19 protein-coding genes are annotated in these 22,701 nt (G+C 72.3%); 6 read left to right on the top strand and 13 right to left on the bottom strand.

What is annotated here, in order from left to right; genetic code table 11:
• Positions 1–120 precede the first annotated feature (120 nt).
• Positions 121–783, top strand: a complete 663-nt coding sequence (locus tag ABZY12_RS24715; RefSeq protein ID WP_356893864.1) for a lysophospholipid acyltransferase family protein — start codon at positions 121–123, stop codon at positions 781–783.
• A gap of 51 nt (positions 784–834) precedes the next feature.
• On the opposite strand, the gene ABZY12_RS24720 is transcribed toward ABZY12_RS24715, so the two are convergent.
• The 5 genes from ABZY12_RS24720 to ABZY12_RS24740 all read right to left on the bottom strand — a co-directional run bounded on the left by ABZY12_RS24720 (position 835) and on the right by ABZY12_RS24740 (position 5,787).
• Entirely contained in the window at positions 835–2,631 is a 1,797-nt protein-coding gene (locus ABZY12_RS24720; RefSeq protein ID WP_356893866.1) for an FG-GAP-like repeat-containing protein, read from the bottom strand.
• A 96-nt stretch (positions 2,632–2,727) separates the two neighbouring features.
• Positions 2,728–2,946: a DUF6296 family protein gene (locus tag ABZY12_RS24725; protein ID WP_356893868.1), complete on the bottom strand. Its 219-nt coding sequence runs from the start codon at positions 2,944–2,946 to the stop codon at positions 2,728–2,730.
• 142 nt (positions 2,947–3,088) lie between these two features.
• Positions 3,089–4,105: an FAD-dependent monooxygenase gene (locus tag ABZY12_RS24730; protein WP_356893870.1), complete on the bottom strand. Its 1,017-nt coding sequence runs from the start codon at positions 4,103–4,105 to the stop codon at positions 3,089–3,091.
• A complete protein-coding gene (locus ABZY12_RS24735; protein WP_356893872.1) occupies positions 4,102–4,710 on the bottom strand; it encodes an isoprenylcysteine carboxyl methyltransferase family protein in 609 nt (202 codons plus the stop codon). Before ABZY12_RS24735 ends, ABZY12_RS24730 begins: the two co-directional genes overlap by 4 nt.
• Positions 4,711–4,722: 12 nt before the next feature.
• The gene (locus tag ABZY12_RS24740) at positions 4,723–5,787 is read right to left on the bottom strand and encodes a 3-oxoacyl-[acyl-carrier-protein] synthase III C-terminal domain-containing protein (RefSeq protein ID WP_356893874.1); all 1,065 of its coding nucleotides are present in this window, start codon (positions 5,785–5,787) and stop codon (positions 4,723–4,725) included.
• A gap of 148 nt (positions 5,788–5,935) precedes the next feature.
• Here ABZY12_RS24740 and ABZY12_RS24745 point away from each other — a divergent pair, with 148 nt between their 5' ends.
• Positions 5,936–6,799, top strand: a complete 864-nt coding sequence (locus ABZY12_RS24745) for a UbiA family prenyltransferase (protein WP_356893951.1) — start codon at positions 5,936–5,938, stop codon at positions 6,797–6,799.
• A gap of 127 nt (positions 6,800–6,926) precedes the next feature.
• On the opposite strand, the gene ABZY12_RS24750 is transcribed toward ABZY12_RS24745, so the two are convergent.
• Positions 6,927–7,814, bottom strand: a complete 888-nt coding sequence (locus ABZY12_RS24750) for an SDR family oxidoreductase (protein ID WP_356893876.1) — start codon at positions 7,812–7,814, stop codon at positions 6,927–6,929.
• A 121-nt stretch (positions 7,815–7,935) separates the two neighbouring features.
• Positions 7,936–8,736: an RNA polymerase sigma factor SigF gene (locus ABZY12_RS24755; protein ID WP_356893953.1), complete on the bottom strand. Its 801-nt coding sequence runs from the start codon at positions 8,734–8,736 to the stop codon at positions 7,936–7,938.
• A gap of 253 nt (positions 8,737–8,989) precedes the next feature.
• Here ABZY12_RS24755 and ABZY12_RS24760 point away from each other — a divergent pair, with 253 nt between their 5' ends.
• Together ABZY12_RS24760 and ABZY12_RS24765 are read left to right on the top strand one after the other, a co-directional pair.
• A complete protein-coding gene (locus tag ABZY12_RS24760) occupies positions 8,990–9,739 on the top strand; it encodes a 1,4-alpha-glucan branching protein (RefSeq protein WP_356893878.1) in 750 nt (249 codons plus the stop codon).
• Positions 9,740–10,178: 439 nt separating this feature from the next.
• A complete protein-coding gene (locus ABZY12_RS24765; protein ID WP_356893880.1) occupies positions 10,179–11,705 on the top strand; it encodes a SulP family inorganic anion transporter in 1,527 nt (508 codons plus the stop codon).
• 57 nt (positions 11,706–11,762) lie between these two features.
• On the opposite strand, the gene ABZY12_RS24770 is transcribed toward ABZY12_RS24765, so the two are convergent.
• Both ABZY12_RS24770 and ABZY12_RS24775 read right to left on the bottom strand, forming a co-directional pair.
• Positions 11,763–12,602: an SDR family NAD(P)-dependent oxidoreductase gene (locus tag ABZY12_RS24770; RefSeq protein WP_356893882.1), complete on the bottom strand. Its 840-nt coding sequence runs from the start codon at positions 12,600–12,602 to the stop codon at positions 11,763–11,765.
• Between the two features lie 124 nt (positions 12,603–12,726).
• The gene (locus ABZY12_RS24775; RefSeq protein WP_356893955.1) at positions 12,727–13,197 is read right to left on the bottom strand and encodes a flavin reductase family protein; all 471 of its coding nucleotides are present in this window, start codon (positions 13,195–13,197) and stop codon (positions 12,727–12,729) included.
• 347 nt (positions 13,198–13,544) lie between these two features.
• Here ABZY12_RS24775 and ABZY12_RS24780 point away from each other — a divergent pair, with 347 nt between their 5' ends.
• Together ABZY12_RS24780 and ABZY12_RS24785 are read left to right on the top strand one after the other, a co-directional pair.
• Complete coding sequence (locus ABZY12_RS24780) at positions 13,545–14,939, top strand: FAD-dependent oxidoreductase (RefSeq protein WP_356893884.1); 1,395 nt, start codon at positions 13,545–13,547, stop codon at positions 14,937–14,939.
• Positions 14,936–15,157: a hypothetical protein gene (locus ABZY12_RS24785; protein WP_356893886.1), complete on the top strand. Its 222-nt coding sequence runs from the start codon at positions 14,936–14,938 to the stop codon at positions 15,155–15,157. The genes ABZY12_RS24780 and ABZY12_RS24785 overlap by 4 nt, the downstream gene beginning before the upstream one ends.
• Before the next feature lie 158 nt (positions 15,158–15,315).
• On the opposite strand, the gene ABZY12_RS24790 is transcribed toward ABZY12_RS24785, so the two are convergent.
• The 4 genes from ABZY12_RS24790 to ABZY12_RS24805 all read right to left on the bottom strand — a co-directional run bounded on the left by ABZY12_RS24790 (position 15,316) and on the right by ABZY12_RS24805 (position 22,534).
• Positions 15,316–16,377 (bottom strand): enoyl-CoA hydratase/isomerase family protein, encoded by a 1,062-nt coding sequence (locus tag ABZY12_RS24790; protein WP_356893888.1) that lies wholly within the window; start codon positions 16,375–16,377, stop codon positions 15,316–15,318.
• Between the two features lie 263 nt (positions 16,378–16,640).
• Positions 16,641–18,827 (bottom strand): PAS domain-containing protein, encoded by a 2,187-nt coding sequence (locus ABZY12_RS24795; RefSeq protein ID WP_356893890.1) that lies wholly within the window; start codon positions 18,825–18,827, stop codon positions 16,641–16,643.
• Positions 18,828–18,925: 98 nt separating this feature from the next.
• Positions 18,926–20,014, bottom strand: a complete 1,089-nt coding sequence (locus ABZY12_RS24800) for a magnesium and cobalt transport protein CorA (RefSeq protein WP_356893892.1) — start codon at positions 20,012–20,014, stop codon at positions 18,926–18,928.
• 252 nt (positions 20,015–20,266) lie between these two features.
• A complete protein-coding gene (locus tag ABZY12_RS24805; protein ID WP_356893957.1) occupies positions 20,267–22,534 on the bottom strand; it encodes a collagenase in 2,268 nt (755 codons plus the stop codon).
• Between the last annotated feature and the right edge of the window lie 167 nt (positions 22,535–22,701).

Consider the following 22,701-nt stretch of genomic DNA (forward strand, 5'->3'; position numbering starts at 1 on the left):
GGGTACGCCGGGCGGGGTGCTGGGTACCCGGGCGGGCCGGTTGAGTACCGGTACTCACGCCCGCTGATCACCCGGGACCGACGATGGACCTCACCACCGCCGAGTCCAGGAGATCCGCCCATGCTCAGCCGCATCGCCGACGTCCTGGTGCCCGCCGTCGGCCGTCTGACCGTCACCACCGACGCCGGTGCCGAATTCGCTCCGGGCAGCGTCATCGCCGCCAACCACACCTCGCTCGCCGATCCGGCCGTCGTCCTCGCGGCGCTGCGCCGCCTCGGCGTCGAACCGGTCGTCCTGGCGACCGCCGGTCTGTGGCGCATCCCGCTGTTCGGGCGGGCGCTGGCCCGGGAGGGGCACATTCCCGTGCACCGCGGGGACCGTCGAGCCGCCGACTCGCTGACCGGCGCTGCGGAGGCCCTCGCCCAGGGACGGCTCGTCCTGATCTACGGCGAGGGCGGGATTCCGCAACGCGGGGACGCGGGGGAAGCCGCCCCCGAGCCGTTCCGCAGCGGGCTTTCCCGGCTCGTGCAGCACACGGGGGCGCCGGTCGTCCCCCTCGGCCAGGCGGGTGCCCGCCGCATCACCTCCGGGAGCCGGCCGAAGCAGCTCGCGGGGCTGATGACCGCCCCGCTGCGCCGCCCCGGCCTCCATGTGCACATCGGGGCTCCCGTCGTGTTGACGGGGGACGGTGCCCAGCGGACCGCGCACGCCCACGCGGCGGTGACGGCGGCCTGGCGGACCGCCGCCGATCGTCTGGGCGAGCCGGTCGCGCTGGCCGCCTGACCCGCGGGGCGTGGCGGCGCGCGGGTCAGGCGGCTGGCGTCACGGTGACGGTCAGCTGATGGACCGGATGGTGTTCCAGCCGCTCAGGCCCACCGTGGTGCGCGCGCCGTCCACCGGGTCTCCCGCCGCACCGGTCGCGCCGGCGTAGAACATCAGGGTGCCGGTGCCCTCGTTCGTCGTGGTCCACAGGTCGGCGACGCCGTTGCCGTCGGCGTCGGCCGCTCCCGCCAGCAGGGGCCGGTTGGTCACACCGTAACCATGGCCGTAGAGCGTGCGGTCCTCGAATCGCCCGCCGTCGCGGCCCCGGTAGAGCCACAGGTCGCCGGTGCTCGTGTGGCGCGCCAGCAGGTCCGGCCGGCCGTCGCGGTCGGCGTCGCCGGGAGCCGTCAGGGTCATGACGTCCCAGCCGCTGTTGCCGACGAGGACGGGCGCGGCGACGGCCGGTACGGCGCCGCGCACGCCCGCGTAGAGCCAGAGGCGGTCGTCGTAGGAGAGGAGCGTGTCGGGGTGACCGTCCCGCGTGAGATCGCCGGCGCTCACGACCTTCGCGTCCACGGGGAGGCCGCCGACCAGCTTGACCGGGGCGGCGAGCGAACCGTCACCCCGGTTGGCGTAGATCCGCAGGTCGCCGCCCACCCGGGCGACGACGTCCTCCTTGCCGTCCCCGGTCCAGTCGCCGCGGTGGGTCACGGACGCGCCCGTCCAGCCGCCCGTACCGATGATGTCGTGTGCTCCGGGAATTCCGCCGGTGCCCTTGCCGTGGTAGAGACGCAGCTTGCCCTCGTCGTCGACCGCGACGAGGTCGGGCTTGCCGTCGCCGGTCATGTCGCCGGGGACGGGGGCGTCGCGGAGATAGGCGATGACCGGGGCGTGGTCGGAGTATCCGTTCGGCGGGTTGGTCGCCTCGGTACCGGTGTTCTGGGTCCTGTCCATACGGGACTGGTCGACCACGCACGAGACGAAGCGGGCGCCGCTGGTCCGCTTGGTGGTGAAGAGGTGGTCCAGCCAGTGGCGGTTGGGGGCCGCGGCGTCGGCGGCCCAGTACTGGTAGGTGTGGTCGCCGTTGACGCAGCGGTCCATCGGGTCGGCGAGGGGGGCCAGTTCCGCGGCCGCGGCGTTGCGGTTGAAGTCGGCGCCGATCACGACGCCGACCGGGATGTCGTCCTTGAGATGCTCGGCGATGATCTCGGACTGGCGCTTGGCGACCGGGGCCTCGCCCGGGATGAGATGGGTGGTGCAGATCTTGTCGGCCCAGCCGGTGACCCGCGCGCACAGCAACGGGAGCTTGCGCTGCGACAGGTCGGCGGGAACCGTCTCGACCCGCTCGATCTCGCCCGCGAACGTGCCCTTGACCGCGAGCAGGACGCCCAGGTCACCGCCGAGGGCCTCGCCCCTGCAGCGTGAGTCCAGGTCCGATTCCCGGTTGCCGGGCGCGTGCGCGAGGGACCAGCCGTCACCGAGGCGGCTCTTCAGGAGCGCCATGTGACTCTTGCGCCAGTTGGCACGGCGGTCCGCCTCGGGCGTCGCCTCGTCGTATCCGCAGACTTCCTGGAGCATCACCACGTTCGCCTGATGCTCGGTCACCAGTTGCGCGACCTGCTCCGCCTTGCGGTCCGGCTCGTTGCGGAAGGCGCAGTAGCCCACCTGGCCGCGGGAGCCTCCCGCCTCGCCACAGATGTTCCAGGTGACGACTCGTATCTCATCGGGGTACGGAGCGGTGGCCTGGGCCGCTGGCGCGGCCTCGACCGCCCCGGCGGCCCGCTCGGTCGGCGCGGCCTGCGCCGGTGCGGCCAGCAGCAGGCCGCCGGCGACGGCCAGCCCCAGCGCGGCCGCGGTGATTCTCTTCAACGTCGTTCCTCCCCTGGTGCCCCGGCCGCGGGTGGCCGTGGGCGACGCCGCTGATCATCTCAGCCGCCCGGCGCTCCGGGAGGGGGCGGCCCACGATCAGGGCAAGGGGGTCGCGCGTGCGGGGACGTCGTGGCTCTGGTGTCCGCCGCTGGCCACCATCCGGACCTGGCCCTCGTCGTTGATCTCGGCCTGGACGATGCCGGTCTCGTCGGCGTACACGGGGTGTCCACCCGCGCCTTTGCGTTCGGTGCGGGTGACCACGATGGAGTCGCCCGAGACCGGAAATGTCAGCTCGTAGCGTTCGACGCTTCCCATGCGCCCTTTATACCGATGCGGGACACGGAACCGCGCACGTGCCAGGAGACTTTGCCGCGCCCGCCCGAGAATCCGGTCATTCGGAGCCTTCCGGCCCGGCCGCAGGGGGGGCGTCGTCCTCGATCGCCGAGGCCGGCGCCGGCTACTGCAGGGCGTGCACCGCCGCCCGGAACACCGCCGGAGCCCGGCGGGCGGCGGGGACGATCAGGCGGGAGACCGCGGCGTACCGGGTCGCGCGCAGGAGGGCCTCGGTGAGCAGCCGGTGGCGTCGCGTCAGGCGGGCCCACTGGGCGGGGTAGTCCTCGGGCCGGCCGGCGGCGAGGCAGGCGACGGCCGCGGTGGCCGTGGCGGTCGCCAGCGCGATGCCCTCTCCGGTCAGCGCGTCGACGTAGCCGGCGGCGTCACCGATCAGCAGGACGCGGCCGGCCCGCCGGCTCCGCGCCCGTGTGCGCAGGGGTCCGGCTCCGCGCACGGGACCGGCCTCCGTGCCCCGGAGTGCGGCGGCGAGGGCGGGAAAGGCGGCAAGGTGCTCCTCGTACGGGCGGCGGTCGTGGCTGAGCACGGCGACTCCCACCAGGCGGTCCGCGACCGGTGTCACGTACGCCTCGCCGTGGCGGGACCAGTGCACCTCCACGAAGTCCGTCCACGGCGCGATCCGGTAGTGGCGGCGCATGCCGTAGCGCCGGGGCGCGCTCGCGGCGAGGTCGAGGCCCAGGGTCCGCCGCACGGGTGAGTGCAGGCCGTCGGCGGCGATCAGCCAGCGCGCCGTCATCCCGGCGGCGGTGACCGTGTCGTGGCCCAGGTGGACCTCGGCCACCTTTCCGGGCACGAGGCGGACTCCGAGTTCCACGGCCCGCCGGTGCAGGGCTGTGTGCAGGGCGGTCCGTCGTACCCCGAGCCCGTGGCTGTCGCGGAAGGCGGCCTCCGCGGCGTGCCTGCCGTCGGTGTACCGGATTCCGCGCAGCTCGCGTCCGGGCGGGCGGGCCACGCCCAGCTCATGGAGCGCCGCCACGCCGCTGGGCATGATCCCCTCGCCGCAGGCCTTGTCGACGGGGAAGGCGCGTGGTTCGACGACGACGGCTTCCATGCCCGCCCGGGCGGCCTGGATCGCGGCCGCCAGGCCGGCGGGGCCGCCGCCCGCCACGAGGACATCGATCACGCCCGTACGTCCGCTCCGTCGGTCGCGCCGGTCGCGCCGGTCGCGCCGGTCGCGCCGGTCGGGCCGGCGGCGTCGGCGTCGGCGGCGTCGGCGGTGTGCCCGGCGCGGGCCAGCGCCGCGTCCTCGCACCGGATACGAACGGCCATGAGCACGGTGTTGAGCAGGGTGAAGGCCGTCGCCGTCACCCACGCGCCGTGGACCAGCGGCAGTGCCAGTCCTTCGGCGGCGACCGCGACGTAGTTGGGGTGGCGCGTCCACCGGTACGGTCCGCCGGTGACGAGGGGCAGCCCGGGAACGACGATGACGCGGGTGTTCCAGCGGTGACCGAGCGTACGAATGCACCACCAGCGCAGCGCCTGCGCCGCGACGACGACGGCCAGCATGGCCCACCCGAGCAAGGGTGCGAACGGGCGGCCTGCCAGGGCGACTTCGGCGAGGCAGCCCGCCAGCAGGCCGGTGTGCAGGGCGACCATCGCGGGGTAGTGGCCCCGGCCGCTCTCCGTGCCGCCCCTGGCCATGCTCCATCGGGTGTTGCGCAGCGCCACGGCGAGTTCGGCGAGGCGTTCCGCCGCGACGGCCAGTACCAGACCGGTGTACCAGATCACGCGTCCTCCGTCCTACCAGCGCAGCAGCACCAGTTCGCAGCAGAATCCCGGGCCCATGGCCATCAGGAGTCCGGGGGTTCCCGGCTCGGGCCGCCGCTGTTCCAGCGTGTCCCTGAGGACGTGCAGCACCGACGAGGAGGAGAGGTTCCCCACCTCGGCGAGTGAGCGCCAGGTGATGTCGAGGGCGCCTTCGGGCAGTTCGAGAACCTCGGTGACGGTTTCCAGGACCTTGGGGCCGCCCGGGTGACACACCCAGTGCGCGATGTCCTTCGGCTTGAGGCCGTGCTCCCCCAGGAACTCCTCCACGTCGTCGGCGAGATACCGGCGGACGACGTCGGGCACCCCCGGGTCGAGGACGACCTTGAAGCCGGAGTCGCGGATGTCCCAGCCCATCACGCCTTCGCTGTCCGGGTACATCCTGCTGCGCGTGGCCACGATCTCCGGTCCGGCGGCCGGGCTCGGCGCGGAGCGGCGGTCGCCGGTGGCGACGACCGCCGCGGCGCCGTCGCCGAAGAGCGCGGTCGCCACCAGGTTGGCGGGCGACGTGTCCTCGCCCTGGAAGGTGAGGGAGCAGAGTTCGACCGAGAGGAGTACGGCCACGTGGTCGGGCCAGCCTCGGAGGTAGTCGTGCAGCCGGGCCACGCCGGCGGCGCCCGCGACACAGCCCAGGCCGAAGACGGGGAGGCGTTTGACGTCGGGGCGCAGGCCGAGGCGCCCGACGAGCCGGGCGTCGACGGATGGCGCGGCCACTCCGGTGACGGAGGTGAACATCAGCAGGTCGACATCGGCGGGCCGCAGTCCGGCGTCCCGCAGCCCGCCGCGCAGCGCCCGCGCCCCGAGGTCGACGGCCGCGTCGATGAACACGTCGTTGGCCGCGCCGAAGCCGTCGAGCGCGCCGTAGCGCTCCAGAGGAAGCACCGTGTGCCGGGTGTTCACCCGTGCGTTGCGGTGGAGCCGGTCCAGGACCCGCCGGTCGGCGCCCGGGGGAAGACAAGTGCGCGCCACCATCTCGGTCACGTCGCGCTGCGGGTGGCGGTGGGGCGGGACGACGCCGTGCACAGCTGCGATCCGGGTCATCCCGACTCCTGGGTGGAAGGCGTCATGGGCGCCATCCTGCCCCCGGGGCCCGGCTGAAGGCCGCATATCGCTCGCGCGTCTGTCGTGTTGATCCGTGTTCGGTCGCGTTCCTCCGCTCCTGTCCCCCTACCATCGGCCGATGGACACCATGGAGCAGCCGAGGACGGGCGACAGGGCGGCGTGGCCGCTCGGCCGGGTGGGGGGTCTGGCGCTGTCGTGCCATCCCGGGCCGGTGGCGGCGGTCTCCGTGCTGGCCGTCGCGCTCTGCGTCGGTACGGGACTGAGTGCCGCACGCTGCTTCCTGGTCGGTTGCGCGGTGCTGACCGGACAGCTCTCGGTCGGCTGGTGCAACGACGCCGTCGACGCCCGGCGTGACGCCGAGGTCGGCCGCCGGGGCAAGCCGGCCGCCGGCGGTGCGGTGTCCCCGCGCGAGGTGTGGGGCGCGGCGTTCACCGCGCTCGCCCTGTGCGTGCCCCTGTCCCTGGCGTGCGGCGCTCTCGCCGGTACGGTGCACCTGACCGCGGTCGCCGCGGCCTGGCTGTACAACGTGCGGCTGAAGGCGACCGCGCTGTCCTGGCTGCCGTACGTGATCGGCTTCGGCGGCCTTCCCGCGGTCGTCACCCTGAGCCTGCCCGGCCGCCCGTGGCCCGCCTGGTGGGCCATGGCCGCCGGGGCCCTGCTGGGCGTCGCGGCCCATCTGGCGGACGCGCTCCCGGACATCGCCGACGACGAGGCGACCGGTGTCCGCGGGCTGCCGCACCGGCTGGGGATCGCCGGCACCCGACTGGTGCTGCCGGTCCCGCTGGTGACGGCGACGGCGGTGCTGCTCCTGGGCCCGGGGGGGACGGCGTTCGACGGCCGGCGGGTGGCGATTCTCGTGGGGGTGGCGCTCGTAGGCTTCGCCGGGCCGCTGCTGGGCCGGTACTGGCGCAAGGCGGCGTTCGCGGCAGCGGTGTGCGTGGCCGCGGCGGACCTGGCGCTGCTCCTGGCACACGGGGACACGCTCGTATGACGTCCCAGGGGGCGGCCCCACCGGAAGGGGGTCGGTGGGGCCGCTCCCGGGGGGCCTTACGGCCTGCCCGTGGGGGGACCACGGTCGCCTTCCCCGGAACCGGCACTTCACACCCGGACGTTTCCCGTCAGGGCAGCGGGGTGCCGCCGGTCGCGTTGACGATCTCGCCGGTGATGTAGCTCGCCTGCGGGGAGGCGAGGAAGACGTAGGCGGGAGCCATCTCCACGGGCTGGGCCGGACGGCCGAGGGGCGACTGCTTGCCGAACTCCACGGTGTCGGGGAGGGTCGCCGGGATCAGCGGGGTCCAGACGGGCCCGGGGGCCACGGCGTTGACCCGGATGCCGTCGGAGGCGAGCATCTGGGCGAGTCCCTGGGTGAACGTCACGATGGCACCCTTCGTCATCGCGTAGTCGAGCAGGTGCGGGCTGGGCTGGTAGGCCTGGACCGAGGTGGAGTTGATGACGACGCCGCCCTTCGGCATGTGGGGCAGGGACATCTTCGTCAGCCAGAACATGCCGTAGAGATTGGTCCGCAGGACCCGGTCGAACTGTTCGGTCGTGATGGCTTGGATGCCGTCGGGCTGGGACATCTGATAGGCCGCGTTGTTGACGAGGATGTCGATGCGCCCCAGTTCCTCGACGGCCCGGGTGACGAGTTCCGCGCACTGCCCCTCTTCGCGGATGTCGCAGGGCACCGCCACCGCCTTGCGGCCCGCGTCCTCGACGAGCCGCCGTGTCTCGTCCGCCTCGGACCGCTCCTCCGGGAGGTGGGTGAAGACGATGTCGGCACCTTCCCGCGCGAAGGCGAGGGCCACGGCCCGGCCGATGCCGGAGTCGGCGCCGGTGATGAGCGCCTTGCGGTCGTAGAGCAGGGCGTGGCCGTGGTAGCTCGTCTCGCCGTGGTCGGGCGGCGGGTCCATCGGCCCGGTCCACCCCGGGTACTCCTGGTCCTGGGCGGGGAAGTCCGGCCGCGGGTAGCGCTCGGCCGGATTCGGTACTGCGTCACGGTGCTCCATCGCCACACCTTCCCGAGAGGGGCATATCAGCTGATACGGGACGCATGCCCGTCGCGGACCGCCCGAATCCTCGGGTTCCTCCGACTGCCTCGGCCGCCCCCACCGGAGAGTGAGCGGGGGTTCAACGGGTCGTGAGCATGCCCGCGCGCAGTCGCTCCAGGTTCCTGGCCAGCAGACGCGAGACATGCATCTGGGAGACGCCGAGCCGCTCGCCGATCTCCGACTGGGTCATCTCCTCGACGAAACGGAGGTAAAGGATCGTCCGGTCCCTCTCGTCCAGCTCGGCGAGGAGCGGGGCGAGCGTGTGGAAGTCCTCGAAGAGTTCCATCGCCGGGTCCTGCACCCCGATGAAGTCGGCGAGCACGGCCTCGTCGTCGTCCGGGTCCGCGCCGATCACCGCGTCCAGCGAGGCCGAGTTGTAGCCGTTGGAGGCCATGCGTGCCTCGATGACCTCGTCGGCGGAGACCTGCATATCCTCGGCCAGCTCCTCCACGCGCGGCGACCGGCCGAGCCGCGAGCTGAGCCGCTCGGTCGCCTTGGCCAGCTCCACACGTGCCTCCTGCATGCGGCGCGGCACGTGGACGGCCCAGGACGTGTCGCGGAAGAACCGCTTGATCTCCCCGACGATGTACGGGATGGCGAAGCTGGTGAACTCCACCCGGCGGGAGACGTCGAACCGGTCGATGGCCTTGATCAGACCGACCATGCCGACCTGGACGATGTCCTCCATCTCGTCCCCGCGCGCCTTGAAACGCCCGGCGGCGTACCGGACCAGCGTCATGTTCATCTCGATGAGGGTGTTACGGACGTACTGGTGGTCCGCGGTGCCCTCCTCCAGCACCGCCAGCTTGTCGAAGAAGACCTTCGACAGCGCACGCGCGTCCTTCGGGGCGACCTCGCGGGGCGCTTCGACGAGCGGCACCTCCTCCCTACCGCCGCTGCGTACCGCGCTCCTCGTCTCCGTCGTCACCGCGGTCGGCACTGTGATGACCTCCCTCGTCCGTCGGCAGCGTTCCTCCCCGTGGGGCGCGCCTACCCCCGCTCCCGCACCGCACGCGCCCGGACTTCGAGCCGCGCCACGCCCACGCCCGGCAACTCCCGGCGAGCGTCAGCGCTTTCCGCATCCCCGACTCCCCGGGAGCGGCGTCCGACCCGCCGCGCAGTAGGTTTTGATCATGGCTGTCATCCACCGCACCACGATGAACCCCACCAAGCTGGAGCTGATCGCCGCCTGGCTTCCCCAACAGCCCTGGTACGTCGGCTCGCTGAGCGCGCCGGAACTGACCAAGGCGGGCGGCTTCCGGCTCGACGACCCGGAGGGGGAGGTGGGCATCGAGTTCATGGCCGTCACGGACACGTCCGGCGATCGGCCGCTCACGTACCACGTACCGCTCACCTACCGCGCCGCGCCGCTCGACGGGGCGGAGCGCTGGCTCGTCGGCACCTCCGAGCACGGTGTGCTGGGGCTGCGCTGGGTGTACGACGGTACGCACGACCCGGTTCTCGTCGCCCAGTTGCCGGCCCTTCTCCAGGGCCGCGCCGAGCCGCAGGCGCAGAACGTCGCCGACACTCCCGATCCCTCCGTCGCGCACTCCTTCTCCGGAACCCGGGCGGAGCTCGTGGTCGAGTCGTCGTCCGTGGCCGACGGCCCGCACGCGACCGACCTCCTCGTACGGACCAGGGGGTGTCCCGTCGATCAGCCGGGCAGGATCGGCGAGACGTCCCCAGGGGCCGAGGACGGCCGGACGGACGGCGCGACGGGCGCTTCGCTCACCCTCCGGGTGACCCGCGTCCTGCACGCCGACGCCCCGTCCCCCGGCACCGCCGCCGATGACGGCGCCCTGGGCGCCGTCGTCGCGGGCTGGCGCCTGCCGACCGGCGAGGAGTGCCGCGGCCGCTTCATCGTCGCCCGTGCGGAGCGCTGATTCCGTAGAAGCGGCCGTGCGTGACGGCGGTGGGGGCGAGCTCGGCGCCCCTCGGTGACGTGCGCCCGGGCGAGGCTCCCGGGCCGACACGGGGTGGGCGCGAGGCGGCACGGTAGGGTGGTGAGGTCGTGGGCGGCTCGCCGCTGCCCCGCCTCCGACGATCGCCGGGTCCGAAGATGTCCCCGGCCAGGATCCGATTCTTCCCGGGAGAGAGCGTGCGCGAGCCGACGCGGCCCCGCGCCGCCGCCTGTCCGCCGTGACGTCGCGCCCGGACGTGAGCCCGGCGCCGTGACACGCCGCCGCCCGCTCCGTCTCCTTTGACCTCCGGCCCGTAGTCGCGGGCCGCTCGCGGGGTGCCGGCCCGGCCTTCCGCGTCTTCCCGTGCGCCCCGGCCTGCCCGGAGCGGGGTGCGCCCGAGCACGACAGGTCCTTTGCCGCTTTGTCATCCTCCGCGTCCCCCGTTTCCCCCGCTTCCGCCCTCTCTCCCCTCGCCCGCCTGCGTGGCCTGCGCCCCGCGTGGCTGAACGATCCGAAGGTCTGGCGTACCGAGGTGCTGGCCGGCCTGGTGGTCGCCCTCGCGCTGATCCCCGAGGCGATCTCGTTCTCGATCATCGCCGGTGTCGACCCGGCGATCGGGATCTTCGCCTCCTTCACCATGGCCGTCGTGATCTCCGTCGTAGGCGGCCGACGGGCGATGATCTCCGCCGCCACCGGTGCCGTCGCCCTCGTCATCGCGCCGCTGAACCGCGAGCACGGCCTGGGCTATCTCATCGCCGCCGTCATCCTCGCCGGTGTCTTCCAGATCGTCCTGGGGGCGCTCGGGGTGGCGAAGCTGATGCGGTTCATCCCCCGCTCGGTGATGGTCGGGTTCGTGAACTCCCTCGCGATCCTGATCTTCATGGCGCAGATCCCCGAGATGCGGGACGTGCCCTGGGCGGTGTATCCGCTGATCGTCGCCGGCCTGGCACTGATGGTGTTCTTCCCGAAGATCAGCACCGTGATCCCCGCGCCGCTGGTCTCCATCGTCGTCCTGACCGTGATCACCCTCGCGGCCGGAATCGCGGTCCCCGCGGTCGGCGACAAGGGCGCCCTGCCGTCGTCCCTGCCGGTGCCGGGGCTGCCCGACGTGCCCTTCACCCTGGACACGCTGACGACGATCGCGCCGTACGCCTTCGCGATGGCGCTGGTCGGCCTGATGGAGTCGCTGATGACGGCGAAGCTGGTCGACGAGATCACCGACTCCCACTCCAGCAAGACCCGGGAGTCCGTCGGGCAGGGCGTCGCCAACATCGTGACCGGCTTCTTCGGCGGCATGGGCGGCTGCGCGATGATCGGCCAGACCATGATCAATGTGAAGGTCTCCGGCGCCCGCACCCGGCTCTCCACCTTCCTCGCCGGCGTGTTCCTGATGATCCTGTGCATCGTCTTCGGCCCGATCGTCTCCGACATCCCGATGGCCGCCCTGGTCGCCGTGATGATCATGGTGTCGGTCGCCACGTTCGACTGGCACTCCATCGCCCCGAAGACGCTGAAGCGGATGCCCGCCGGCGAGATCGTCGTCATGCTGGCCACCGTGGCGGTCGTGGTCGCCACCCACAACCTCGCCATCGGCGTCGTCGTCGGCTCGGTCACCGCCATGGTCATCTTCGCCAAGCGCGTCGCCCATCTCGCCGAGGTCACCTCCGTCACCGACCCGGACGGAACCACCGCCGTCTACCGGGTCACGGGGCAGCTGTTCTTCGCCTCCTCCAACGACCTCGTCGGGCAGTTCGACTACGTGAACGACCCCGACAAGGTCGTCATCGACCTGAGCGCCGCCCGTATCTGGGACGCCTCTTCCGTCGCGGCGCTCGACGCCATCGAGACCAAGTACGCCCAGCGCGGCAAGGCGGTCGAGATCACCGGTCTGGACGACCGCAGCGCGCAGCTGCACGGCAGGCTCAGCGGGGAGCTGACGAGCCACTGACGGGGGGGTGCGGTCGCCGGTGCCGGTGCCGCACCCGCCGCCGGCCTGGCGGCGGTGTCAGTTCTCGTCGCCGGGCCCGTCATGGCCGTCCACGAGCGCGTGCGTGAGACGCATGAGCCGCTTGCGGGCCTCCGTGTCGTAGGCCTGCTCGTGCGCGCGGGCGTCCGTGAACCGGTCGAAGTACCGCCCGGTGGTGCCGGCCAGCTCGGGATCGGTGAGCAGCCGGACGGTGGGGCGTACGCCTTCCTCGATGCCGACCCGCGGGGTGAGGCCGTACGCGCGCACACCGCGGGTGTCCATCAGGTGGGCGGGGTGGAGGGCGTTCACGGTGACGCCGGTGCCCTCGAGCTCGGCGGCCAGGTCGAAGGTCGCCATGATCATCGCCAGTTTGCTGCGGCAGTAGGCGCGCAGCCCTTCGTAGCCCTCGTCCAGCATGATGTCGTCGAAGTCGATGCGCTCCTGTCCGATGGAGGCGACGTTGACCACCCTGGCGGGCGCGGAAGCCGTGAGGAGCGGCAGCAGGGCGCGGATCAGCGCGTAGGGGGCGAGATGGTTGACCGCGAACCGCAGTTCGTGTCCCTGTGCGCTCCATTCCCGGCGGAGCGGCTCGGCGCCGCCGCCCGCGACGGCGTTGTTCACCAGGCCGTCGAGACGGGGCTCGGCGGCGCGGATCCGGGCCGCCATCGCCCGGACCTGGCCCAGGTCGGAGAGATCGGCGTGGTAGGTGCGAACGGTGGCCTCCGGGCCGCTCCCCCGGACCTCGTCCGCGACCGCCGCGAGGCGGGCGCGGTCGCGGCCGTGGAGCAGGACGGTGTGGCCACGGGCGGCGAGGTCGAGGGCGATGCCGTGTCCCAGTCCCTGGGTGGCGCCGGTGATGAGGACGGTACGTCGGTTCATGCCGTCGATCTTGGCCGGGAGGGCGCGGTTCAGGGGAGCGGGAGCTGGTCCTGGTGTCGGCACCACCACCCTGCGATCGCCCCGGGAGGCCGGCGGACGGGCGGTGGCCGGGTGCGGGTCGGTCTCAGGCCGGATGGCCGGGTGAGAAGTGCTCGACGTCGCTCAGGTGCAGGAGACCGGGACGTGCGACGTCGGCGGCGGGATCGGTGGGGTCGGCGGAGCCTTCGGTGACCGGTGCGAGCAGGAACCCGACATGGTCCCCGCCCTCGAACCGGTCCAGCACCCTGCCGACGAACCACGCGCGGGCACCCCGCAGCACGGGCGCTCCGCCGGGGCCGGGCCGCCAGTCGACCTCGGCGAACTTGTCGATGTCGTCCCCCGTCCGCTCACCGAACCACCGCGCCAGGTCACTCCGCGCGCGGCTCAGGACGTGGACCGCCAGGTGAGAGGCGCGGCAGGCGGCCCGGTACGTACGGTTCTCCCGCGACAGCCAGACCACGAACCGCGCGGGTCCGATCGAGCACTGCGAGGCGAAGCCGACGAGGCAGCCGGCCGGCTCGCCGTCCTCCTCCCCCGCTGCCGTCACCACGTACATCGGGTAGTCGAGCAGCGCCGTGAAGGCGTCCAGGTCGGGTGCGGCCGGCGGGCCGGCCTCAGGTCGTGTTTCCACGGAACGCGGATGCCCCGAACCCCGGAGCGTATCCCCGCTCCGGTCCGGTTCTCGGCGGATCGCATGAGGACCACGCTGTGCACGGCGGTGCGCGCCCCGTGAAGGGCGCCGCCGCCGTTCGCGCATAGTCCGGAGCGGCGCGGGAAGGCGCCGGACGCGAGACACCGAGCCACGGACGCGTCACGCCACGGACGACGTCGAAGGACTCACCGCGCGACAAGGGTTTCCCACCATGCCGAGCACGATGACCGACCAGTCCTACTGGACCCTCAGTGCCCGCCGAGGGTCGTCCCACACTTCAGGACGACCTCACGACCGACGTGGTCGTCATCGGCGGCGGCATCGTCGGCCTGTGCACCGCCCACGAACTCGCCCGCGCGGGCCGCACCGTCGTGCTCCTCGAAGCCGACCGCATCGCCCACGGGGTCACGGGCAGCACCACGGGCAAGCTCACCTCGCTGCACGGGTTCACGTACGCCCGGCTCCGCGACACCCACGGCAAGGACGCCGCCGAACTGTACGCGCTCTCCCAGCAGGAGGCGCTCCGCCATGTCGTCGATCTCTGCGACGAGTTGGGCATCGACGGCGAGCTCGAACGCGCGCCCGCGTTCACCTACGTCACCGACGCTCGACAGGCGGACGAGGTCGGGGCGGAGGCGACCGCCGCGCGGGAGGCGGGGCTCGACGCCTCGTACGTCACCGAGACGGATCTCCCCTTCCCCGTCGCCGCCGCCGTCCGCGTGGAGGATCAATTCCTCTTCCACCCCCGCAAGTTCCTCTTGGGCATCGCGGAGGACATCCTCGCGCGGGGCGGTGCGATCCACGAGCACACCCGGGTGACGCGCGTTCGGGAGCGGGCCGACTGTCGGCTCACCACCGACGCGGGTGTCACGATCCATGCCGGCGACGTGGTCGTCGCCACGAACTATCCGGTGACGCTCCACACGTCGCTCATGGCCAGGCTCTCCGTCCGCCGGGAGCTGGTGGTGGCAGCGCCGGTCGACGCGGCGAAGGCGCCCTCGGGCATGTACCTCACCCCGGAGGACCGTACGCGTTCGGTACGCACCGCCCCTTACGGCGACGGTCGCCGGTTGCTCATCGTCACCGGTGAGGCGTTCGAGCCGGGCGCCGGCCATGTCGAGGAGCGGTACGGCCGGCTCACGTCCTGGGCCCGTGAGCACCTGCCCGGGTTCGCCGACGCGGAGACCGGCTACCGATGGGCGGCGCAGGACGTGCGGTCCGGCGACCACCTTCCGTACGTGGGGCATGAACACCCGGACACCCAGCATCTCTACGTGGCCACCGGCTTCGGTGGCTGGGGCATGAGCAACGGCGTGATGGCGGGCCACCTGCTGGCCGCGCACATCCGGGGCGGGCCCCGGCCCGGATGGACCGATCTCTTCGATCCCCGCCGGCACCTCCCCCTGAGGGAGGTGTCCGGTGTCGCCAAGGCCCAGATGTCGGTGGCCCGGCACTTTGCGGCCGGCCGCTCCCACCGGCGCTGTACGCACATGGGCTGCGAACTCGGTTTCAACGACGCCGAGCAGACTTGGGAGTGCCCCTGCCACGGCTCACGTTTCGCGGCCGACGGAAGCGTGCTTCAGGGCCCGGCGACCCGGCCGCTGGAGACGCACGACGAGGAGTACCAGGACGGAGTACCAGGATGAAACGAGGCGACGCCATGACCGACCGGACCACCGACCCGGAACCCGAGACCCCCGGCCCCACACCGTCCCGACCGGACCCGGTCCCCCGCGACCCGCAGCCCGCCGAGCCGACGGAGACGCCCCCGGCACCGTCCCCGGACTCGGCCCCGGAATCGGACCCGGGCCCCGACCCCGGCCCCGGCCCTGGTGACAAGCCGGTGCCGGAACCGCCGGACTAGGCCGTGTCTTTTGGATCAGGCCGGATCAGGGAGCGGCGTCTGGTGCGTGCGATCGCAAGGCGGAGGAGGGAGTCCATGCGGAGCATCGGCGACCGACGACAACGCGGCGAGCGTGCGTGCCAGGCGTCGCGAGCCCGGCAAGATCCGAAAGACACGGCCTAGGGGGTGTGCGCCGCCAGGCCCAGGTCCCCGGTGCTCGGTGGGCCGAAGTAGCGGGCGACGGCTTCGTCGGTCACCGCGGAGAGTTCGGGTGGGGACCAACGGGGATCGCGATCCTTGTCCACCACTTGCGCGCGGATGCCCTCGACGAGGTCATGGGACGAGAGGGCGGCGCAGGAGAGCCGGAACTCCATGTCCAGCACGGACTCCAGGGAGTCGAGCCGCCGGGCGCGGCGGAGGGCGGCGAGGGTCACCTTGAGCGCGGTCGGCGACCTGCCCAGCAGCGTGGTGGCGGCCTCCTTCGCCTCCGGCACCCCGGAGTCGAGGAGCCGGTCGATCACGGTCTCCACCGTGTCCGCCGCGTAGCAGGCGTCGATCCATTCCCGCTGGTCGGCCAGCTCGCCGGGCGTTACCGGCGTCCGCGCGAAGCCCGGCAGTACCTCGTGCGCCGGCGCGCGGGTGAGTTCCGCCGCCAGCCGGGGCAGGTCCACCGACCGAACCACATGGTCCGCCAGGCCGGTCAGCAGCGCGTCCGCCGCACCGACCGGGGTGCCGGTGAGGGCGAGGTGGGTGCCGAGTTCACCCGGAGCGCGGCTGAGCAGATACGTTCCGCCGACGTCGGGCACGAAGCCGATGCCCGTCTCCGGCATGGCCACCCGCGAGCGCTCGGTGACGATACGGACGGATCCGTGGGCCGAGACGCCGACGCCGCCGCCCATCACGATCCCGTCCATGAACGCCACGTACGGCTTGGGGAAGCGGGCGATACGGGCGTTCAGCCGGTACTCGTCGCGCCAGAAGCCGGCCGATGCGGAGCCGCCGGCGCGGGCGTCGTCGTGGATGGCCCGGATGTCGCCGCCCGCGCACAGTCCGCGCTCGCCCGCGCCGTCGATGACGACGGTTTCGACGGCGGGGTCGCGTTCCCACGCGGTCAATGCCTCGTCGATGCCCAGCACCATGGGGTGGGTGAGCGCGTTGATGGCCCGCGGCCGGTTCAGGGTGATGAAGCCGGCACGCCCTTCGGTACGCAGCAGCACGTGCGGCTCGTCGGTCGCCGTCATCGCGAGCGCTTCGTCGGGCGGGGGGCGTCGAAGAGTCCCATGATCCGGTTCTTCCTTTCGAACGATCTTCCGACCACCGTAACCGCTGCGAGGTGTCCGGCGCCGTGAAGGGAACCGGGCGTCTGCCGGAGCAAGGCTGAGGCTGAAGTGGAGGGTGAGGGTGTGGGTGAAGTGGAGGGTGACATGCCGCGCTCCTGATCGTACGAACGACCCGGACCCGCAGGGTCAGCCCCCCGGGGCGCCGCCCCGGCGCCCCCGCCCCGCTACAGCGTCGTGTCCTCGGCGATCTCCGCCCAGACCGTCTTGTCGCCGGCGGAGTACCGGACGCCCCAGCTCTCGGTGAGGCTCGCGCAGATGTGGAGCCCGCGTCCGCCCTCGTCGCTGGCCTTGGCATGGCGCAGGTTCGGGGCCGTCAGGGCGCTGTCGGTCACCTCGCAGGTGAGCGCGTGTTCGCCCCTGATCAGGCGCAGGGTGATGGGTGCGGATCCGTAGCGGATGGCGTTGGTCAGGAGCTCGCTGACCACGAGTTCCACGACAAAGGGATCGACCCGTGTACGCCACTCCTTCAGGCGCCGGTCGACGTCGCGGCGAGCGCGGCCGACGGCCGAGGCGTCGGCGGGGACGTCCCACTGCGCCAGCTCCGACTCGGGAAGGCGCCGCGTCCGGGCGACGAGGAGTACCGCGTCCGGAGGCAGGAGTCTCTCGACGTCGTCGGCCATGCGTTCGGGGCTCCGCTCCGGGTGGGCGAGCGCCTCCGCGAGGAGTTCCGTCGGCCGGCCGGATTCCGGCGCCGCGTCGTCGGAGGCCAGGCACAGCGTGCTGCCGGCCGGGAGCGTGAGCTCGGCGCAGGCGAAAGGAGGGCCGTCGGCGCCCAGCAGAGGGCCGACGGCCACCGGTGCGGGGTCGATCGTTCCGTCCGGGCGGACGACGCCGAGGAGCGACGACCCCGCCCGGGCGATGTCGATCCGTCCCGTGACCGGGTCGTGGACCACGAACGTACAGCGGGCGGTGGGCTCTTCGACACCGGGCACCTTGCCCTGCTCCTGGGCGAGCCGGAGCGTGGTGGTGTGGAGCCTCGCGAGCAGTTCGTGGGGATCGAGGTCGAGCGTGGTCAGGCTGTGCACGGCCGTCCTGAGCTGGCTCATGGTCGCCACGGCGCTGATGCCGGGCTGTTCGACCTGTCCCACGACGAGCGCCACCCGGGCGCCGGGCAGCGGGATGACGTCGAACCACGAACCGGCGCCCGTGCCGCCGGGGCGGTGCCGCTGCGCGACCTCGAGGGCGCTCTGGGTCGCCTTCGCCTGTCTCAGCGGCCAGCCCTGCAGCGCGGTCATGACGATGTGTTCGCGGGTGAAGCGGAGGGCGTTCTCCAGGCAGGTCGCGGTATGGGCGGCGATTCCGTCGGCGAGCGCCAGGTCGTCGTACTCGAACGGCTCCGCGGCGGAGGGCCGCTGGAACGCGACGACGCCGAAGATCTGACCGCGCACGGTGAGCGGGGCCACCAGCGTCCCGTGATCGGGATGGGCGGGCTCGGGGGGCAGCAGGGCCGGCTCCTCGGGCAGGGGGTCGCCGAAGAGCCCCGGAAGCAGGACCGAGCCGACCTTGGGCGTCCCGCCGGCGTACTGTCCCGCTGTCGCCGCACACCGCAGCAGGGGCAGGCCCTCCTTCGGCAGCAGTTCGGGGTCCTCGCCGCGCAGGACGGCATCCGTCAGGGCGACGAGCACCGAGCCGGCGAACGTCGGTACCGTCACGTCGACCAGCTCCCGCGCCGTACGCAGCACGTCCAGGCTGCGGCCGATGCTCTCGTGGGCGGCGTGCAGCAGGCGCAGTCGGGCCTGGGCGCCTTCCCGCTCGGTGACGTCCACGGCGGTCGCCACCACGCCGAGCGGCCGGCCGGAACGGTCCTGGATCCGGTAGGCGGAGGTCGAGAACACGTGCTGGCGGTGCGGGTCGGTGGGGGGACGGCCGCGTACGAGGACCCCACGGTGCGGGCGCCCCGTGGCCAGCACATCGCGCAAGGTGCTCTCGGTGATGTCGGGGCTGTACGGTGCGTACGCCTCGGTGACGGGGCGGCCCAGGATCCGCTCCTCGGGCACGCCGCGCATGCCGACGGCCACACTGTTCACGCGCAGGACCCGGAGGTCCGGGTCGAGTACGTGCAGTCCCACGGAGGACTGGGTGAAGACGGCGTCGAGGACGGCCTCGTCCAGCCCGCCGGAGTCCTCGCCCGGCCCCGTGGTCCACACGCCCCACTCCGGCCCGTCGGACCCTGAGGACAGGGGGCCGACGCGCCAGCTGCCGAGGGACGACGTGCCGGACAGCACCTCCATGGCGGGTCTGCCCACGGCGTCCTGTGCCGGGTACCCGAACAGTCCGGCGGCGCTCGCGCTCCAGCGCAGCACCAGCCCACGACCGTCCATGACGAAAAGCGGCGCCTGGGATCGCGGCATGGACACCTCGTCTCGTCGGATCCCTTCGACTCTGCCATCCCCCCCGACGGGCCGCCATTTCTCCGCGCCCCTCCGGTGCGCGGCGTGACCCGCGTCGCTCAGAGCCAGCCGTTGCGCCGGAAGCTGCGGTGGAGGAGGAAGCACGCCACGGCCGTCACGCACACGACGAACGGGTAGCCGTAGGTCCAGCGCAGTTCCGGCATGTGCTCGAAGTTCATGCCGTACACACCGCACACCATCGTGGGTACGGCGATGATCGCCGCCCAGGCCGTGATCTTGCGCATGTCCTCGTTCTGCGCGACCGTCACCTGCGCGAGGTGGGCCTGGAGGATGGAGTCCAGGAGCGCGTCGAACGACGTGATCTGCTCGGTGACCCGGGACAGGTGGTCGCCGACGTCACGGAAGTACGGCTGGATGTCCGGGCCGACCAGGGGCAGCGGGCGGGCGGCCAGGGCCTGCAGCGGGCGGTCCAACGGGGTCACGGCCCGCTTCAGTTCGAGGAGCTCCCGCTTGAGCTGGTAGACGCGGCCGGCGTCACCGCGTGAGGCCTGTTCGCTGAAGACGGCGGTCTCGACGGCGTCGATGTCGTTCTGTACGGCGTCGGCCACGGCCAGGTAGTCGTCCACCACATGGTCCGCTATGGCGTGCAGGACCGCCGCGGGCCCCTTGGCGAGCTGCTCGGGGTCGGACTCCAGGGCCTCCCTCAGGGGGCCGAGCGAGCCGTGGCCGCCGTGCCGGACCGTGATGACGAAGTCGGCGCCGGTGAAGACCATCAGCTCGCCGGTGTCGACGACCTCGCTGGTGGCGGTGAGCTCCTCGTGCTCGACGTAGCGCACCGTCTTGAACACGGCGAACAACGTCTCGTCGTACCGCTCCAGCTTCGGCCGCTGGTGGGCGTGCACGGCGTCCTCAACGGCCAGGGGGTGCAGACCGAACAACTCCGCGAGCTCGGCGAACTCCTCCACGGACGGCTCGTGCAGTCCGATCCAGACGAATCCGTCGCCCGACTGACGGACCCGTCGCACCGCTTCGGGCGCCGGGCAGGCACCCTTGTGTCGCGCGCCGTCCTCGTACAGGACGCAGTTGACCACCGAGCTGCCCAGCGGCGAGCGCGCGGGGTGGCTGAGGTCGACGGTCCGGCGGTAGGCACGTCGGACGGTGCGCCGGAGGTTGCGAATGAGCGGCACGGTGGAATCTCCTCGGAACGATCGGCGGCCAGTGTGCCATCGAACGGTGGCGGCCCGGCATGCCGCTCCGTCCCGCGATCGGTGGCCACGGACGTGCCGATCCTTCCCCCGATCGGGTGTCCTGGACTCCGCTCGGTGAAGATCGCGGAGTAGATCTCTCCGGGGCGCGGCTCGCGTTGTCAGGACGCGACGGAGGGAGGCGGACGAATCCGCCTCCCCGTCAGTGGTGTCCTGCCTTCGCTTCCGGTCGGCTCAGCTGCGGAGCGGTCCTTCGCAGGTGTACGGAGAGGTGCCGGCGCGACCGTTCTTCCAGATCTCGACGGCGCCGAAGGAGCAGTTCATGTCGGCGAGGTTGGTGGACGCGGTACCGGCCCTGTCGAGCAGGAAGTAGTCGACCGTCTCGGACATGTCCCTGAAGACCTGGTCCGGGCTTCCGGCGTCGGCGAGGTTCGCGGTGATCCTGCCGGTGCAGACGAAGCGCCGCATGGCCGGATCGCCGTTCTCCACACACCGCGGGGTGTTGTACGTGGCCTCGGCGAACGAGGTACGGACCGCGGCGACGGTGGTGTCGCGCAGTCGGTCGTTGGGCGTGTAGGTGGTGTTCGGTACGAACAGCTCGTCGACCTTGGCGATCTGCGCGTCCAGGAACGCGTCGTAGGCCCGCTGGAGCGCGGCGTCGCGTCCCAGCCTCTGACGCCAGGCGTCGAACGCCGCCGGGTCGTCGGCGCGCAGGTACCCGTACATCTCCCGCAGGGTTCCGGGCCGCTGGGTCCAGAGGAACTCGAAGAACGTTCCGGCGTAGGCGTAGAAGCGGAATCCGTCGCCGGCGTAGGTGGCGTGCAGGAGTTGGTCGACCGTCATCCGGGGACCGCCCTGTGCGGTGTCGGCGATGACACTCTGGACCAGGGACTTGCGGACGGCGATTCCGTCGTCGCGGGTGGCTCCGTCGAAGAACTCGGCGGTGCCCTCGTCCATCGCGGTGGTGCGGTCGTCCTCGTACCAGCGGCCCTCTCCGAAGAAGCCGGGCACGGCGAAGCGGCCGTTGAGGTAGTGCACGTACTCGTGGCGGAAGAGCTCCTCGAGCGTGAGCCGGGAGTCCTGCGGAACGCGGCGCTGGTAGGTGTAGAACGTGGCACCGCGCTCGATGTAGATGCCGCCGTTGTCGGTGTCCATGCCGGTGAGGATGGGGTGGTAGTTCTCGTAGTCCGCGCGGGAGGCGTACAGCACGATGTTGAGGCTGCTGTTGGGGTCGCCGGTCAGCGGGACCTCGGTGCCCAGGACGCGGTGGAACTGCGCCTTGACCTGCTTCGAGGCGTAGTAGAGCTGGTCGACGGTGGCCCGGTCCAGGCCGGTGCGCACCTTGATGGCTCCATTGTCGTAGCTGTACGTGTACGGGAAGAGCTGTCGCTCGATGTCCGCCTTGCACACGCCGTACGGCCGGCACGCCTCGTAGAAGTTGAGCCAGGCGACCAGTCCGGCCCAGGGCGCGCTGCCCCGTCCGAAGTCGCGTGCGACGGGGTCGAGGAGCGCCCCGAGGTCCGGGACGATGACGGCCCTGAGCCCCTCGATCTGGCCGAAGCGGCCGTATTCGCCGAGGGCGTCACGGACGACCCAGGCGTTCGGGGTCCCCTTGAGATGGACGTGGCCGGCGAACCGCTTGAAGGCCTCGCGGTACGGGGAGTCCTGTGCCACCGCACGGTGGAACGCCACGTCACCGTTGCCGGGGTACACGCCGAGATAGTTCACGGAGAGCGCGGCGAGGGCGGCGTTGCCCCAGGCGGGATCGCGGTTCTGGGCCGGGTGGGACGAGTCCATGGTGGCCAGGACCCTGCCGATCAGACCGAGTTGGTGATGACGCAGGCCGGGGGCGCTGCCGGTGTAGAGCGCCTCGCGCAGTGTGTCGGCGTTGCTGCCGGTGACGTCGAAGGTCCGGGGGGCTCCGCCGAAGTCGGCGATGGCACGGCGCAGCACCTCGACGGTGGGAGCGTCCGTGATGTCGATCTCGTCGCGGGAGAAGTCGTGGTACGCGACGGCGTGGAGGTAGGTGAACATCTCCAGGAGGTGGCTGCCGTTGCGGCCGTCGTGTGCGGCGGCACCCGCGGATATGCGGCGGCCGACGGCCTGGACGTGGGCGTCGGACATCACCGGCACGAGCCGGGCGTCCCAGGTCCAGATGAGACCGCGCAGACAGCCGTCGGCGGTGACGGCCGGGTCGGCGAGGAAGTCGGCGAACTGCTCGGGACCGAGGGTGGTGACCCGGCCCAGGTCGCAGGGGACGGCACCACGGAGCTGTGGCGCGCGTTCCGTCGCGGCGCGCTGACGGGTCTGCGCGCCCGGGACGCGGGGCTCCGTCAACTCCCCGGGTCCGGTGGCGGGTCGGGGGATCGGGCGAGGCGCCCGGGCGAGCCGTTCGACCTCGTCGTGCGGGCTCGACTGCCGTGCCGGTGCGGCCGCGGCGACGGGCGCCCGTGGGGCCGACGCCTGAGCGAGGGCGCTCGGGGCGACGGAGCCGAGCGTCATCGCGGCGAGGGCGACGGACAGCAGTGATGTGCACGCGGTTCTGAGCTGGAACACCTGCGACTCCTGTGGGGGGTGGGGAGCGGTGCCTATCCGAGGATGAACCGCGTGACGGCGCGGCTCATCAACTCCTCATCAGGCAAAGGGAGTTGATGAACACGAGTCACGCG

The sequence above is a fragment of the Streptomyces sp. NPDC006551 genome, from assembly GCF_040611675.1.
Taxonomy (GTDB): Bacteria; Actinomycetota; Actinomycetes; order Streptomycetales; family Streptomycetaceae; genus Streptomyces.